Source organism: Okeania sp. SIO2C2 (genome assembly GCF_010692625.1).
Lineage (GTDB): Bacteria > Cyanobacteriota > Cyanobacteriia > Cyanobacteriales > Microcoleaceae > Okeania > Okeania hirsuta.
Genome location: NZ_JAAHGM010000101.1, coordinates 3,017 through 17,486, shown reverse-complemented (window position 1 = coordinate 17,486; position 14,470 = coordinate 3,017). Strand labels below are relative to the sequence as shown.

General features: G+C 38.3%; 17 protein-coding genes and 3 pseudogenes. 11 read left to right on the top strand and 9 right to left on the bottom strand.

Annotation, left to right across the window (positions count from 1 at the left end; translation table 11 throughout):
• Positions 1-141: pseudogene (locus F6K18_RS34250) on the top strand (IS630 family transposase); the annotation flags it as partial.
• 490 nt (positions 142-631) lie between these two features.
• On the opposite strand, the pseudogene F6K18_RS34245 reads toward F6K18_RS34250, so the two are convergent.
• Positions 632-1,891: pseudogene (locus tag F6K18_RS34245) on the bottom strand (IS66 family transposase); the annotation flags it as partial.
• Between the two features lie 265 nt (positions 1,892-2,156).
• Entirely contained in the window at positions 2,157-2,495 is a 339-nt protein-coding gene (locus tag F6K18_RS34240; protein WP_287527572.1) for a hypothetical protein, read from the bottom strand.
• A 614-nt stretch (positions 2,496-3,109) separates the two neighbouring features.
• Between F6K18_RS34240 and dnaN the strand changes: the two genes are divergently transcribed.
• The 5 genes from dnaN (at position 3,110) to F6K18_RS34215 (ending at position 6,518) form a co-directional block, all read left to right on the top strand.
• Positions 3,110-4,270, top strand: coding sequence for a DNA polymerase III subunit beta (gene dnaN, locus F6K18_RS34235; protein ID WP_287527571.1), 1,161 nt, complete (start codon positions 3,110-3,112; stop codon positions 4,268-4,270).
• Positions 4,271-4,643: 373 nt separating this feature from the next.
• On the top strand, positions 4,644-4,769 hold the full coding sequence (locus tag F6K18_RS34230) for a hypothetical protein (protein ID WP_287527569.1): 126 nt from the start codon (positions 4,644-4,646) through the stop codon (positions 4,767-4,769).
• Positions 4,770-4,863: 94 nt separating this feature from the next.
• Entirely contained in the window at positions 4,864-5,832 is a 969-nt protein-coding gene (locus F6K18_RS34225) for a tetratricopeptide repeat protein (RefSeq protein ID WP_287527568.1), read from the top strand.
• A gap of 54 nt (positions 5,833-5,886) precedes the next feature.
• Positions 5,887-6,390: a tetratricopeptide repeat protein gene (locus F6K18_RS34220; protein ID WP_375341374.1), complete on the top strand. Its 504-nt coding sequence runs from the start codon at positions 5,887-5,889 to the stop codon at positions 6,388-6,390.
• On the top strand, positions 6,366-6,518 hold the full coding sequence (locus F6K18_RS34215) for a tetratricopeptide repeat protein (RefSeq protein ID WP_287527567.1): 153 nt from the start codon (positions 6,366-6,368) through the stop codon (positions 6,516-6,518). Before F6K18_RS34220 ends, F6K18_RS34215 begins: the two co-directional genes overlap by 25 nt.
• Positions 6,519-6,824: 306 nt before the next feature.
• On the opposite strand, the gene F6K18_RS34210 is transcribed toward F6K18_RS34215, so the two are convergent.
• The 6 genes from F6K18_RS34210 to F6K18_RS34195 all read right to left on the bottom strand — a co-directional run bounded on the left by F6K18_RS34210 (position 6,825) and on the right by F6K18_RS34195 (position 10,575).
• On the bottom strand, positions 6,825-7,385 hold the full coding sequence (locus tag F6K18_RS34210; RefSeq protein WP_287527566.1) for a DNA-binding protein: 561 nt from the start codon (positions 7,383-7,385) through the stop codon (positions 6,825-6,827).
• 207 nt (positions 7,386-7,592) lie between these two features.
• Positions 7,593-8,780 carry a TRC40/GET3/ArsA family transport-energizing ATPase gene (locus tag F6K18_RS34205; RefSeq protein WP_202224569.1) on the bottom strand — a complete coding sequence of 396 codons (1,188 nt, stop codon included), beginning with the start codon at positions 8,778-8,780 and terminating at the stop codon, positions 7,593-7,595.
• A gap of 203 nt (positions 8,781-8,983) precedes the next feature.
• Positions 8,984-9,334 carry a transposase gene (locus F6K18_RS37140; RefSeq protein WP_353735264.1) on the bottom strand — a complete coding sequence of 117 codons (351 nt, stop codon included), beginning with the start codon at positions 9,332-9,334 and terminating at the stop codon, positions 8,984-8,986.
• A 3-nt stretch (positions 9,335-9,337) separates the two neighbouring features.
• On the bottom strand, positions 9,338-9,718 hold the full coding sequence (locus F6K18_RS34200) for an RNA-guided endonuclease TnpB family protein (protein ID WP_375341373.1): 381 nt from the start codon (positions 9,716-9,718) through the stop codon (positions 9,338-9,340).
• The gene (locus F6K18_RS37420; protein ID WP_375341372.1) at positions 9,708-9,863 is read right to left on the bottom strand and encodes a transposase; all 156 of its coding nucleotides are present in this window, start codon (positions 9,861-9,863) and stop codon (positions 9,708-9,710) included. The genes F6K18_RS34200 and F6K18_RS37420 overlap by 11 nt, the downstream gene beginning before the upstream one ends.
• Positions 9,864-10,194: 331 nt before the next feature.
• The gene (locus F6K18_RS34195; protein ID WP_124146679.1) at positions 10,195-10,575 is read right to left on the bottom strand and encodes a DUF2358 domain-containing protein; all 381 of its coding nucleotides are present in this window, start codon (positions 10,573-10,575) and stop codon (positions 10,195-10,197) included.
• Positions 10,576-12,109: 1,534 nt separating this feature from the next.
• Between F6K18_RS34195 and F6K18_RS34190 the strand changes: the two genes are divergently transcribed.
• The 4 genes from F6K18_RS34190 (at position 12,110) to F6K18_RS34180 (ending at position 13,056) form a co-directional block, all read left to right on the top strand.
• Entirely contained in the window at positions 12,110-12,235 is a 126-nt protein-coding gene (locus tag F6K18_RS34190; RefSeq protein WP_287527565.1) for a hypothetical protein, read from the top strand.
• On the top strand, positions 12,222-12,368 hold the full coding sequence (locus tag F6K18_RS37135; RefSeq protein WP_353735261.1) for a helix-turn-helix domain-containing protein: 147 nt from the start codon (positions 12,222-12,224) through the stop codon (positions 12,366-12,368). Before F6K18_RS34190 ends, F6K18_RS37135 begins: the two co-directional genes overlap by 14 nt.
• Before the next feature lie 25 nt (positions 12,369-12,393).
• A complete protein-coding gene (locus F6K18_RS34185; protein WP_287527564.1) occupies positions 12,394-12,564 on the top strand; it encodes a winged helix-turn-helix domain-containing protein in 171 nt (56 codons plus the stop codon).
• 210 nt (positions 12,565-12,774) lie between these two features.
• Positions 12,775-13,056 carry a hypothetical protein gene (locus F6K18_RS34180; protein WP_287527563.1) on the top strand — a complete coding sequence of 94 codons (282 nt, stop codon included), beginning with the start codon at positions 12,775-12,777 and terminating at the stop codon, positions 13,054-13,056.
• 257 nt (positions 13,057-13,313) lie between these two features.
• On the opposite strand, the pseudogene F6K18_RS37130 reads toward F6K18_RS34180, so the two are convergent.
• Positions 13,314-13,694 (bottom strand): annotated as a pseudogene (locus F6K18_RS37130) (hypothetical protein); the annotation flags it as partial.
• Here F6K18_RS37130 and F6K18_RS37125 point away from each other — a divergent pair.
• On the top strand, positions 13,585-14,160 hold the full coding sequence (locus tag F6K18_RS37125; RefSeq protein ID WP_375341375.1) for a hypothetical protein: 576 nt from the start codon (positions 13,585-13,587) through the stop codon (positions 14,158-14,160). The pseudogene F6K18_RS37130 and the gene F6K18_RS37125 overlap by 110 nt on opposite strands.
• Positions 14,161-14,470: the final 310 nt, after the last annotated feature.

Sequence of the window (14,470 nt, the reverse complement as noted above, 5' to 3'; positions counted from 1 at the left end):
GGCAAAAATTTCATCAGAAAATATGATCATCTTTGCAATTATTTTAAAGTAGTTAAGTGGCTATTTAAGTTTTTTGCAGATGGTCAAATATTCGATTTCCCAAAGCTTTTTCAGTATGGAATTTTGCCAGAACCTATTTAGGATTACTATAATACTTTTATCTATAGCAAAAAAGCTTTTATACCCCCTTTAAGTTATTCCTTATTCAATCATAAGTTACAGCTTACTGGCGAAATTCTAACAGTTTAATTTTTGAGTATTTTTACCAATGTAAAAGTTGAAATACAATTGTTATAGTTAAAACTCATTATCCTTAACTTTAGATTTTACTATGGCTCAATACGATACCCAACAGCAAATTTTCTTCTTGAACTATCTCTCAAATACTAGTTCGTATTTTTTTGGGACTCAACAATGTATACAAAAAATGACAACCAAAACAGTTGAAGCAGTTTTGTCGGATTCAAAGGTAAAAAAATTAATTGGAGAATGGGAAGTTGTCTGAGGTCTTACTATTTATCAGCATGATGGCAAAGAACGAACACAGCTAATTTGTAAGGATTCAGGTGAGAGCGATCGCTTGACTGGTCAAAGTCTTTAACTTCTTGAAATCTGCGACGGTTGTAAGAATTTAGGTATCAGATATAGGAATAAGAGAAAGACCTGATAAGTTATTGTATTCAGTTGCACTTGCCATTAGAGACAGCTCAAAGAAATCAATCACTGAACGCCTCTGACGACGACAGGTTTGCACCACACTCAGCAAATTAGCTGTGTGCTGAAATCGCTCCATACTTCTGGAACCACCACTAACTTTTCGCTTGGTGATTGCCAACCGTAATGAACGTTCTGCAAAATTATTATCAGGTGGAATTTCTGGGTGAAGTAGAAAATACCACCATTGGTCTGCTTTCAATTTCAAACTGCGTAACAGTTTTCCCGCTTCATAACCTGCTTTGTGGCTCCATTGTTTGAGGGTTAACTCCACTCGCTCAGAGAATCCAACCGCCCACTGATGATACATATTCCTATCTTGATTTTGTTGCCATTGGCTATAATGATCAAATCCCTCATCAATTAAGTCTTTAAAAGCTTTGCCAATCAAGGAATGGTTTTCTCCTGGAAATTGAATTAATCGTTGAAAATGACGACGTAGATGGGCTAAACATTTCTGTTGAGCTTTGACTCGATAGCCATTGTACACACTTAAACATCACTACTGATGACATCACCATATTCACTACCCAGCTGAGATTCCAGTTCTGCACGACTTCTAGTATCCGCAGCACGAAACAAACAGAAATCTTGATTGGTAAAGACCCACAACCATTCTTTAACTCCTTTAACTGGCCAAGGTGTCTCATCTACATGAATTGAAGGTTGCTGTATTCTGACCCAATTTGACAATTCCTCTACATGAGGTTTGATCGCCTGCTCCAGCCCTTGATTTGTGTTGACTAAAGTTCCTAAGCCAATCTTAATTTTCCCCAACTCCCATAACATCTCTTGTTGTTTTTCGTAGGGTAGGTGTCCATAATTACCTAACCATCCCAGGAAGGCTTGTAGCTTCACCCCTAAATCTTGTCCTGGTATCATCTCTGTAGACCACTCAGCAGATGTCACTTGACTACAGCCTCTACATTGACACCTGTAACGGTGGTACTCTACTACCTCTATGGGTTGAGCTACCAGTTGTGCTACTTGTTGGGTCTGTACTTCTATTGCCTCATCTAAAAATTCTGTTTGACCACAATGAATACATACAGAAGGTTTTAGGATTTCGATTCTGTCTATTCTAGAAAATCCGTATAGGAGTCTTTCCCTGATGGCCTGGTTGCCCTCCGGGGAGTCTCTTTTTTGCCTCAGAGCTTGGAGGACTTTCTGAAGTTTCTGGAGATGGCCGGCTACCAGCATGTTGATGCTTACTTTCAATATTTTCAAGTTTCTGAGTTCATAGATTGTATGAATAACATAATACAGGAGAACAAAAATTAAGTTTTCCACAGGTTTTCCACAGGGTATTTATTGATGAAATCATCGATATAATAGGGATTTTTGGGGTTTTCCACATTTTCCACAGATATTAACTTGAGATTTTATTACGGCTTTGTTGCGGCTTTGTTGCGATCGCAACACTCCCCCGCGAGAGAAATTAATTAGAATTCTACTTTATAGCTTTCTGGCTTACAGTTCTGTATCATACGATTAAGTATAGACAATTGTATGAACAACTCCACTGCTTGAGTATCAAATTTTCGTCGTCGCAACTTGCCTCCAAATATCACTTTGAGCCTCAACATTGTTGTCTCAGATTGAGTAATCATCTCAAATATATACTTTCTGTTTGTACTTAAGTGTGGTATTAAATCGATTTTTTGATCTGAATTAATCTGAAGTTGCGATCGCACAGCAGAGGGCAATTTCTGGGTTAGTTTGACATTGGTTGGTGGCGATAGTACTACACACCGCGACGCGATCGCACTGCTTTGCATCACAAAAAATGGCCAGTTAAGCTAATATTAGGCCAAACTTGGGGTAAAGTCTGCTCCTGACTCTATAATTCTACACCTAGAGTGAGAATGAAACAGCCCTGCCCTCCTGGGAGGGGAGCGTCGGGAGGAAAACCAATCAACCCATGCGGTTCTTAAAATAATGTGCTATTCTCAAAAGAATAAAGCTGCTGGGCTAGCAGTTTCAGTCTGTGGAGCGACCGTAAGGCCAAAAAAAGCTTCGATCTTGGAGGCAGGTGCTATGAAGCAGAAAGCCTCTATGAGTGATTTTAGGGAATCCCGCGTTGTCGCTTAAGCACAACGTCGGCAGAATGTTAAGTTAGAAGTCTACATTACTTAACCTAAGAATTTTAGAATTTAAGTCCCTGTTGACATCCTCCCCGCACCTGAAGGTGCGGGGATTTTCACATGAGTGTAAAATTTTCCTCTTTCGTCAAGTCTCCTCATCAGATTTTTCTGTAACAATTCGCTTAACAATTGTTCTTCAGACCTTATTACACTGACTATAAAAAGCTATCCTTCTAGGGTGCAGCTTTAAACCCAAATTATTGGTAAATTTTTTTTAAAGCTTCTAGTTCCAGTAATAATAGTAAACTCCAATGAAATTAACTTGTACTCAAAGTGACTTAAATAGTAATCTTTCTCTGGTCAGTCGTGCAGTTCCTTCTCGCCCTAACCACCCAGTATTGGCAAATGTTTTATTAATAGCAGATGTAGAAAATCAACGCTTAGAATTAACAGGGTTTGACTTAAGTTTAGGTATTCGTTCAAATTTTCCGGCAGTTGTAGAAACAGGTGGGAGTTTTACTTTGCCGGCCAAATTATTTAATGATATTGTCTCCAGATTACCAGATGGTAATATTACCATTGATGATGATGAAGGGGAAGCGATCGCCACTCTTACTTCTACATCTGGACGTTATGAAATCCGAGGTATGGGAGGGGAGGAATATCCAGAATTACCAAAAGTGGAAGAGGGGGAAGTTATATATTTACCACCGGAAGCTTTAATTAATGGTTTAAAGGGAACTCTATTTGCCACAAGTCCTGATGAAACAAAACAAGTGTTAACCGGAGTACATTTAAAAGTACAAAAAGATGGTTTAGAATTTGCAGCAACTGATGGTCATAGATTAGCAATTGTTAAGACTGAAAGTGTGGCACCAGAGGGTGAGTTAGAAGAAGAAATTGAAGAAATTGAAGAGTTTGAGGTAACAATTCCTGCAAAAGCTTTACGAGAGGTTGAACGAATGATTGGAATGCGTCAATCATCTGAAGCTGTTGCCTTGAGATTTGATGAAGGTCAGGTAATTTTTGAGCTAGGAGAACAATGTTTAACGAGTCGAAAATTGGAGGGTCAATATCCAGCTTACGGACAATTATTACCTGATAAGTTTACTAATCAAATTAATGTAAATAGGAAAGAATTTTTAGGAGCGGTGGAAAGAATTGCTGTTTTAGCTGACCAGAAAAATAACATTTTAAAGTGTTCTATTGATAGTGTTAATCAGGAGATTTATTTATCTGTAGATGCTCAAGATGTAGGTAGTGGTAGAGAGTCTATGGCAGCACAAATTTCTACAGATGAGCCTAATGAAATTGCTTTTAATGTGAAATATTTGATTGAAGGATTAAAGGCTATTCCATCAGCTTCAGAAATTTCAATTCAGTTAAATACTGCTACAAGTCCGGTGGTTTTAAATCCATTGGGTGGGGTGAAAATGACTTATTTAATTATGCCTGTTCAGTTAAGAAATTAGCTGTTAACTGAATTTTGCCCCCCTAGCCCCCCTACTTTGGGGGGAATAAGAGTCAATTTGCTTGCTCTAGTCCCCCAATTTTGGGGGATTTAGGGGGCTTGGATTTAGCATAAGGGACTTCTCAGACAGCCTCTAATGCGGATTAGTTGGAAACTTTTGGTAGGAATTTCCCCCTAAACTTCCTTTAAAAATTATTTGACTGATAACTGATAACTGAATTTTGCCCCCCTAGCCCCCCTACTTTGGGGGGAACAAGAGTCAATTTGCTTGCTCTAGTCCCCCAATTTTGGGGGATTTAGGGGGCTTGGATGAGGTTTATCAATTATTCATTATCCATTATCAATTAATTAAACAACTACTTAATAGAATTATTATGACTAATCAAAAAATAGACATAGAAGAACTACTAACAAATCTCTACAACTCCTTCGATCCATACGCTGGGTTATATCATTGGGGGCGGGTTTATCTGACTCAATGTGAAAACTCTTTAACTTAATTATGAAACCCGCCCCTACAGAGTCTGATTCCCTAATCCAGTATTTTAGATGAAACGGTCTACTACAAGATGACTAAATTGTATCTCAAAAGCTATGAATCAAGATTTAATAGACTGGGATGAGAATTTATTGAAAGACCCAGAAACAGAATATAAAGCTATAGTTAGGTCTCTCAAAAGAACGCCTGGTTTTAGATTATTGTTTGTAGAATGTTCTCCCGCAGAAGGAACAAAATTAATTCAGAAAATTAAGCAAGATATTCCTCAGAAAAAAATCGAAGTTTTGCCGTTAAACGAACCAACAAATAATTTATATAATCTGGTTGCTGCTTTGCCAAATCGACAGGATATTAATATTTTGTTTGTGACAGGTTTGGAAAATTCTCTCTATGAATATGAGTTGAATAAACTGACAAAAGGGTGGAGTAGTTATGAGAGATATAGTTACAGTGAAAAAGGCGTTCCTCCAATTTTAAGTCACCTCAATCAACATCGAGAAAAGTTCAGGGATGACTTTAATATTTGCTTTGTTTTTATCGTGCCTGTGTATGCTTTGAAATATTTTATTCATCGTTGCCCAGACTTTTTTGATTGGCGTTCTAATACTTTTGAATTGAAGTCTGACCCAGAGTTAGTAGCTCAAGAATCATCTCGAATTATTCAGGAAGGAGATTATCAAAAATATCTGAGTTTAAGTCCTGAAGAAATAAGGCAAAAATTTTTGGATATTCAAGATTTAATTGAAGATGAAAATAATACTGATGAAGAGAAAGGAAAGCTATTAGTTGAACAGGGATTAATACTAGCATCACAAAGTAAATATGAAGAAGCGATTTATGCTTATGATAAAGCTTTAGAAATTAAACCAGACAATGACGCAGCTTGGAACAATAAAGGCATTGCTCTGTCAGATTTAGGCAGATATGAAGAAGCGATTTATGCTTATGATAAAGCTTTAGAAATTAAACCAGACAATGACGCAGCTTGGAACAATAAAGGCATTGCTCTGTCATATTTAGGCAGATATGAAGAGGCGATTTATGCTTATGATAAAGCTCTATAAATTAAACCAGACTCTCACGATGCTTGGAACAATAAAGGCGTTACTCTGGATTATTTGCGCAGACATGAACATGCGATTTATGCTTATGATAAATCTCTAAAAATCAAACCAGACTATTACTATGCTTGGAACAATAAAGGCATTGCTTTGAAAAATTTAGGCAGATATGAAGAGGCAATTTATGCTTATGATCAGGCTCTAAAAATCAAGCCAGACTATCACAATTATTGGTATGACAAAGGCTATGCTATTTATAATTTAGGCAGATATGAAGAGGCGATTTATGCTTATGATAAAGCTCTAAAAATCAAACCAGACTATCAGTATTATTGGGACAATAAGGGAAATGCACTGAGAAAATCAGAAAGATATGAAGAGGCAATTTATGCTTATGATCGGGCTCTAAAAATCAAACCAGACTATCACTATGCTTGGAAAAATAAAGGTATTGCTCTGAAAAATTTAGGCAGATATGAAGAGGCAATTTATGCTTATGATCGGGTTCTAAAAATCAAACCAGACTATTACTATGCTTGGAAAAAAAAGGTATTGCTCTGAAAAATTTAGGCAGATATGAAGAGGCAATTTATGCTTATGATCGGGCTTTAGAAATTCGACCATACCAATACCAAGCTTGGTTTGGTAAAGGTATTACTCTCTTATTGAAATTAATAACAAATTTGTAGAACCTAAATTAGCATTAGGAGTTGCTCTCTACAACAAAGGCAAAATTCCCGAAAGTTTAACAATAGCTGAAGCAGCACTAAAATTAGACAAAACTTGGGGAAACTTGCAGCGTCTTAAAAAAGAACTTTGGGGCGAAAAACTATTAGCAGACGCAGCAAAATTATTAGAACATCCTCAGATAAAAATCTTACTATCAGAGAACAAGGAGTAGGGAGTAGAGAAAGATTATTTTTCCCTTTTTTTCAACCGACATTACACACTTCATGCTGTTGTAGATATTTTTTTAGCTGTCGAGGGTAAATAACTTAAAATTTCGATTTTCTCGAATGCTTCTTCTGGGAAGACTTTTGACTTTTCATGTTTCTTTTAAGCTTTTCTCTCTGTTGAGTCACTTCCGGGGGCGGACCATAATCTCCATTCGAGAAGTAGATTCGCTCTACAATATGTTGTGGTTCCACCTCAATCCACAGACGAGCTCCACCTGCTTGACTCTTGTTCGGTTGATGAGGCTGATAAACGATTTGGCAAGGTCCATCAATTTTGAGAGCGTGACAATAATCCTTTTTATTTCCTACTTTCACAGCAACTGCTGGATGAGAGGTTTTATTGTCTCGGTTATAGTCAATAGTCTTTCGTAAAACATGAATAAAGGTATTGCCTGTACGTTGATTCTTGTTCCAAGTACCTTCTGGACCGCGACGACCTGGTGTAATTTCTGGCATCCCGCGACCATTAACTGGAATCATCCAAAACCTTTTAACCTTACGAGCGCCTATAACTCTGCCTTCTTTTAGTAGTACACGGAGTCTAGCAGTGGAAATATTGAGTAAAAATGCTGCTTCTGTTGTACCTATTTCCATATTCATCAAAACTCTTACGAAATAGTTTTTAATTTAAGATAAAAAAAATAATTTTTTAGTCCGTGAGGTAATCATACATAAAAATGGCTGATGGTTCAAGTTTATCGAAGACTGACTTTTAGTTTTCTCTTGTAGGAGCATACTTAAATCTAATCTTTGTGCTTCAAGCAAAAGAAAAAAATCAAAACCTGCTCCCACAAAAAAATAACTACCCTAAACTTTTACTGCCTCAGCAAACCTAATCTTCAAATAATCATCCTCCATTTTTGCCCCTGCAGGTTGCAATGCTGCTAAAGCTTGAGGCAAAACCAAATTCCGACGATGATTACCAATTCTAATATTCAACTCATCCCCAGTTTTATTCAATTGAATTTTCTCTTTAGGAATTCCAGGCAAATATAATTCCAAATTATAATTACCCTTTTCTTGCACTACCTTCACAGTATTTTCTTTATAGTAAACCTGACTAGGATCTTCATCTCCATAAAGAGTTTCTTTCAATCTTTCCAAAGCAGCCAAACCACACATTTCCTCAGAATAAAGAGGCACTTCCTTCACAGGCAAAGGTCTAAAATTATCGTGAATTTCTTGCCGATATTGCTGTTGATTTTCCTTCCATTTTTTAAAGAAAGGGTCAGTCACAGAATCAGGAATAATCCGATTAGCTACTACTAAATCTGTAGAAACATTATACAAACTTAAATAAGCATGAGCACGTAAAGACTCCTTAATTACCATCTTCTCAGGATTAGTAACCAACCGCACAGAAGTCTTAGTATTATCAGTTAAAACCTTTTCCAAAGCCTCAATTTGCTCATAAAATTCATAAGGAGCATCCATAACTTCCTTATCTGGCAAAGAAAAACCAGTAATAGGTTTAAAAATAGGTTCAAAAAGAGGTCTTAATGCCACCGACATTCCCTGCAAAGGCTTATAAAACTTCCTCATATACCAACCCCCCACTTCCGGCAAACTCAAAAGTCGCAAAGCAGTGCCAGTCGGAGCAGAATCAATAATTAAAACATCATATTCTCCCTCGTCATAGTGACGCTTCATCCGCACCAGACCAAAAATTTCATCCATTCCCGGCAAAATTGCTAACTCTTCAGCTTGCACACCATCCAAACCCCGCGCCTGCAAAACCTGAGTAATATAACGTTTTACAGCTCCCCAGTTTCCCTCAAGTTCCATCAAAGCATCCAACTCAGCACCCCAAAGATTTTCCCTAACCTTCCGAGGTTCGTGGCTCATTTCCATATCAAAACTATCTGCTAGGGAGTGAGCTGGGTCAGTGCTGAGAACCAGAGTTTTATGGCCTAACTCTGCACAACGTAGTCCCGTTGAGGCGGCCACTGATGTTTTGCCAACGCCACCTTTTCCCGTCATTAATATTACGCGCATTAATTACTTAATCTTTTCTGAAAAATTTTTACATATTTTAACTTTAACGGGTTTTTGAGTTTTCCAGTATATGGGGAATCTCACATATCATACCAAATCCGGGTAAAAAAAAAGGTGTATATCTAAGTAGAGTTTAGCCAGGAATAGTTGGTTAACTTTTTGATTTCTGTTGTCATTGTTGATCAAGTACGACACCTTTGAACTCAAATCTCTTCCATTTCTTCTATACTTTCAAAATTTCTATTTATCAGAGGTTCATATACTAATGCCCATAATCTTTCTGCCAGTTGTAATTCAGGGGAATATGGAGGTAAATATTCTCTAATTATCCCTAATGGGACTTTAACTTTCTGACTTCTGTGCCACCCAGCTCTATCTTCTACTAAGATGATTTTTTTTGTTTCTGATAATCCCGCATCAACAGCAACAGTTTCATATACTAAATTTAACCACTTGGTATTAACTCGTGGTATTAAATACCAATAAGTTTTTCCAGTTTGGAGTTCTATAAACCCATATACATACCGACGCTGCTCTACGAGACAGGGCGGGATTCCCTAACATCGCTGGTAAGGGCTTTCTGTTGCCTCTTGACAGAGGAGCTGCGCTAACATAGCACCCGCCCTCCGGGATTTACTCCCTTCTGGTCTTACGGTCGCTCCACAGTACGTCGCCAATCCGACGGCTCCCCTAGAGACTGCGAGTCCCACAGCAAAAATGTTTATACTTGCATTTATGTCCCGGTCATGGTGACTACCACATTTTGGGCAATCCCACTCTCTAATATTTAGAGGTAATTTTTCTACTACATGACCACAATTAGAACAACGCTTAGAACTAGGAAAATATCGGTCAATTTTGATTAATGTACGGCCATACCATTCAGCTTTGTATTCTAATTGCCTGACTAACTCTCCCCAGTTGGCATCACAACCCACCGAGGGGTGGGTTGTAATTCTTGACCATGTTTTTTACTCCTAAATCCTCAACTACTATCCTTTGGTTTTCTCTAATTAGTTGGGTTGTTAGTTTATGGGTATAGTCAAGCCTTGAATCTTTAATTTGGCCGTGTATGATAGGCACTTATTCATTGTGCGACTAATTCCTCTTAAACTACTGCCCTCAAAATCAGCCTGTAGAACCATGGGCATTTGTTCAGGTTGATGCGTACCTCCTCCCCAGGAGACACTTGTCTACGATAGTGTAAAGTGTCGAAAGTTTAACTGTTTGCCCAGCATTCCGCAGGAAAAGTTTGTTGACATTTGGGACAATAATTATTGTTGACTTCCTTTACTGGTCTTTCCATGATACCCGAGTTTGATGATGGCCATACAAAGGACATTCCATGATGATTGAAAGTATTTAGGGACAATAATTGTATGATCATTCCCACACTTTCTTGATGCACAACCCATTAATTTACTTGAAAAAGCTGCTTCAAAACATCTAGTCGAGAAATATCCCAATAGTCAATATGACTGTTAATAAGTCCATCCGTATTTAGTTTCAATTCACTCCATCCTGGTATTACCATTCTAGGCTTCCAAGGCAAAGGAGCTGTCCAACTAAGTGTCCAACGGGTTTTAATTAAATCTCCTAACTGACTAATATCGTGTAATTCAAGTTCAATATCGTTAAACCAACTTTTCATAAAACCGATCATTTTTTGATAACGCTCAATCCCTCTAAATTTATTTAATGGGTCTTTAAAGTAAACATTTTCTGCATAGATAATGTAGGTTTGATCGGCAGGAAATTTTTGATAATCTTGTTTAAGTATTGAAATAATATCCATTTTTTTAGTTGAATTTTTTACTGTAAAATTAGACACTTTTTCTCAGTTTTTGATTTGTTTTTTACTAGAGTTATTGAATTAGTGATAACTTATCAGTAAGTGCTTCAGCATTTAGACTTTATTTCCCAATGAGCCACTAAGGGAAGACTGTCGCGGAGAACAGCGGTACAACCACGCGTCGGCGAAGCACATTAGCTCCTCTATCAGAGGCTAGAAGCAAGTTGTCACAGGAGGTTTTTCGATAAGTATACAAATAGATTTGATATAACATAATAAAACTTAGTACTTGACTCAATTCAACCTAAAACCTAACACTTAATACCAAATTCAAAAAAGGTCGCTACAGTATTAATCTCAAAACTCCTACCAACAGAATAAAGCACTGTAACAGTATTTTTTGAAAATGGTATAACATCTTCTTACTTATGGTTCCACTTCCGGCTATAAATGCTCTAATTGATAACGCCAAACTGCCAAAGTTTTTTCACGACCTTCTGAATTCATATCTATTTTTCCCATTAAACCTTCTGCATAAAAGCGTTCTAAAGTTTGCATGGTTACTTCTAAAGTTTGTCCTTTAAATTTTGCTGCTTAATTACTTCGACAATCCGATTTTCTATTACTTCATTAAAATAGCTATAGATACCTTGTTCTTTTAAATCAAGCAATCTTTGAACCCACATTCCGCACGACAAAATGTAGTATGTAAAAGCCAGAAAGTTTGAGTAAGTATTTAGACTTAATAAAAAAATCTGGCGTTGCTGAATTGAGCTATGAATTTGTTAATGGTACTTAGACATTTTATGGTCGAAAAATGGCTAAGAGTCAGTCTAGGCAAGGGAATTACGTCAACCCCCTAAAAATAGCTGGAACCCTTGTTAGTTAAGGATTTATACCTTTTTGAAATAAAACTCTCTACCTGTATATATTTGAAGCTATTTTATTTTATCACTCTATTTTGTGTAAGTCCCATTAAACTGAAGTACCCGAATACTTCAGATAGCAATCGCTATTCAGAGGAAAATTTGCTCACGGGGTGACAAGCACTTCAAAAACATTCTATAGTTAAAATTAATGGTGTTGCACAGTGACGAATGATTTGATATTTTTGATTTAATTGGATTGTAGATTTGAGAATTGCTAGAATGATTAATATGAGGTTTTTTTAGTCAAAATCTAAACCAATTTTTGGCAGTATCATTCCATAATGTGCAACCCCAAATTAATTGACTACCATCAACAAATTCTCGACTAATAATCATCATGATCATCGGAAACCAAAACAATGGAAGGCTCAAAGAAAATAATGTTAAAAATCTTTGTATATGTTTTCGACGACTTTCATATGTGATCGCTAAAGGAAAACAACCAGAAATGCTTTTCTATTTTGACAGTTTTCTGTACCTTTAATCACCAAACTAAAATTTTTAAAGTTTGGACTTGAGTATCACTCCAGGATTGTTTAATATCATGTCCGGATGATTAGGTATAATAAAACTTCAAAGAGCGATCGCTCTTTGAGTAGGAGGGAGTTATGCCGAAGCTAGTCACAATTGAAAACCACTTCAGAGTAGAACAGTTAGAGCAAAGGTATCGCAATGCCCGCGAAGTAACGCCCGAAAATTCATTATCAAACAATTTGGTTATTGGCCACTGGTAGGACTTGCTTAGAGGTCTGTGAAGTCACAGGTTACAGTCGAAATTGGATATACCGATTGGTACGCCGGTATCACACTCAAGGGGCGAAAGGATTGGCAGACCAAAGAAAAAGAAATATTGGCCGTGAATCATGACTTGAGGATGTAGATCAAGCTAGGGTTGTGGCAGCTACTACAGCAACCAGCTCCAGATGGAGGACTCTGGAATAGCAGAAAACTAGCAGATTGGTTGAGTGAAAAGATTGGTCCTCAAGTCGATCGCCAGAGAGGGTGGGAATATCTACAACAGATGGACTGTCGGCTCAAGCTGCCACGTCCGAGTCCGATATGACAGTTGCCCTTCACAAACATTTGTTGTGGAAAAAAAACTCCAATGGGAGTTAGCTAAACTTCACAGTAAATACCCACAAGCAGATATAGAAGTGTGGTGTGAGGATGAGCAAAGATGAGGACTACAACCAAAGGCTCGTCGAGTTTGGACACAACTTGGACAGCAACTAGTTGCTGATGTTTAAGACTCAATACCAATGGCTATGGCTTTATGGTTTTCTCCAGACTCAGGGTGGAGAAACATATTTCTGGATTCGTTCCTCTTGCCAACACAGAGCTATTTAATCGTGTTTTAACAGATAAGCCACGAGAATTTGACCTCAATCAAAATAAACGGATACTGTTGGTGCTAGACCAAGCAGGATGGCATACTACTAATAAGCTGGTATTACCCGAAGGTATTGACCTATTTTTTCTGCCTAGTCATATCAAATCCGGTAGCATCGGTGTAATTAAACCTGAATTTTCGGCCACCAATGGTACTTGGTTATAGCCTTGATGAGAAACTGCTGTGTTAAAAGAACTTGACAACGCTCAAACAGAATTTATTCTAACTCTTCGAGGCAAGATAATGAACGATTCATTGGAAGTGGAATGAGCTGATACCTATCCCACACTTTGCGCTCTGCACTAACCAGTTATAAGGGCGATCGCTTTACCTTACAAAACCTTACAAACACTTTCTTCGCAAGGTATAAATGAGCGATCGCTACTTATGCCTTAGCTATCAATAGTTAAACTGCTGATTTTTCATCTTATCCATTCCAAAACAGCTTCTTGCTTTGTATTAGTGCGACGTTCCGGGGTTTCACGAGCGAACTTCATGTGTATAGAGCGGTTTTGTTCGCCATCGACTGCCACTGCCATGATAGGATAATCAATTAAACCATCAGGGAAGGCCATCTGGAAACGGAAAGTACCATCAGAATTGAGTTTAATAGGTCGTCCACCAATAGTGACAGTAGCATCCGGTTCCGTTGCTCCGTGAATAATGAGTTCCGCATCAGCAACTAACCAGAACTTGCGGGGACGAACTGGTGGCATAGAAGCAGCAACACCTGACATATTCATGCCCATGCCGGAAGTAGTTAAACCTACACCTGACATATTCATGCCCATGCCGGAAGTAGTTAAACCTAACCCTGACATATTCATGCCCATGCCGGAAGTAGTTAAACCTAACCCTGACATATTCATGCCCATGCCGGAAGTAGTTAAACCTACACCGGAAGCAGTTAAACCTACACCGGAAGCAGTTAAACCTACACCGGAAGCAGTTAAACCTACACCGGAAGCAGTTAAACCTACACCGGAAGTAGTTAAACCTAACCCTGACATATTCATGCCCATGCCGGAAGTAGTTAAACCTAACCCTGACATATTCATGCCCATGCCGGAAGTAGTTAAACCTACACCTGACATATTCATGCCCATGCCGGAAGTAGTTAAACCTAACCCTGACATATTCATGCCCATGCCAGAAGCAGTTAAACCTACACCTGACATATTCATGCCCATGCCGGAAGTAGTTAAACCTACACCGGACATATTCATGCCCATGCCGGAAGTAGTTAAACCTACCCCTGACATGGTTTGACCTAACCCTGACATATTCATGCCCATGCCAGAAGCAGTTAAACCTACACCGGACATGGTTTGACCGACACCAGAAGCCGTTAAACCTACCCCTGACATGGTTTGACCTAACCCTGACATATTCATGCCCATGCCAGAAGCAGTTAAACCTACACCGGACATATTCATGCCCATGCCGGAAGTAGTTAAACCTACCCCTGACATGGTTTGACCTAACCCTGACATATTCATGCCCATGCCAGAAGCAGTTAAACCTACACCGGACATGGTTTGACCGACACCAGAAGCCGTTAAACCTACCCCTGACATGG

What these genes read in the sequence shown, in the direction of transcription:
- dnaN (WP_287527571.1), top strand. Translation starts at nt 3,110, where the DNA reads ATGAAATTAACTTGTACTCAAAGTGACTTAAATAGTAATCTTTCTCTG.
- F6K18_RS34225 (WP_287527568.1), top strand. Translation starts at nt 4,864, where the DNA reads ATGAATCAAGATTTAATAGACTGGGATGAGAATTTATTGAAAGACCCA.
- F6K18_RS34210 (WP_287527566.1), bottom strand. Translation starts at nt 7,385, where the DNA reads ATGAATATGGAAATAGGTACAACAGAAGCAGCATTTTTACTCAATATT.
- F6K18_RS34180 (WP_287527563.1), top strand. Translation starts at nt 12,775, where the DNA reads ATGGTTTTCTCCAGACTCAGGGTGGAGAAACATATTTCTGGATTCGTT.
- F6K18_RS34230 (WP_287527569.1), top strand. Translation starts at nt 4,644, where the DNA reads ATGACTAATCAAAAAATAGACATAGAAGAACTACTAACAAATCTCTAC.
- F6K18_RS34190 (WP_287527565.1), top strand. Translation starts at nt 12,110, where the DNA reads ATGCCGAAGCTAGTCACAATTGAAAACCACTTCAGAGTAGAACAGTTA.
- F6K18_RS34205 (WP_202224569.1), bottom strand. Translation starts at nt 8,780, where the DNA reads ATGCGCGTAATATTAATGACGGGAAAAGGTGGCGTTGGCAAAACATCA.
- F6K18_RS34195 (WP_124146679.1), bottom strand. Translation starts at nt 10,575, where the DNA reads ATGGATATTATTTCAATACTTAAACAAGATTATCAAAAATTTCCTGCC.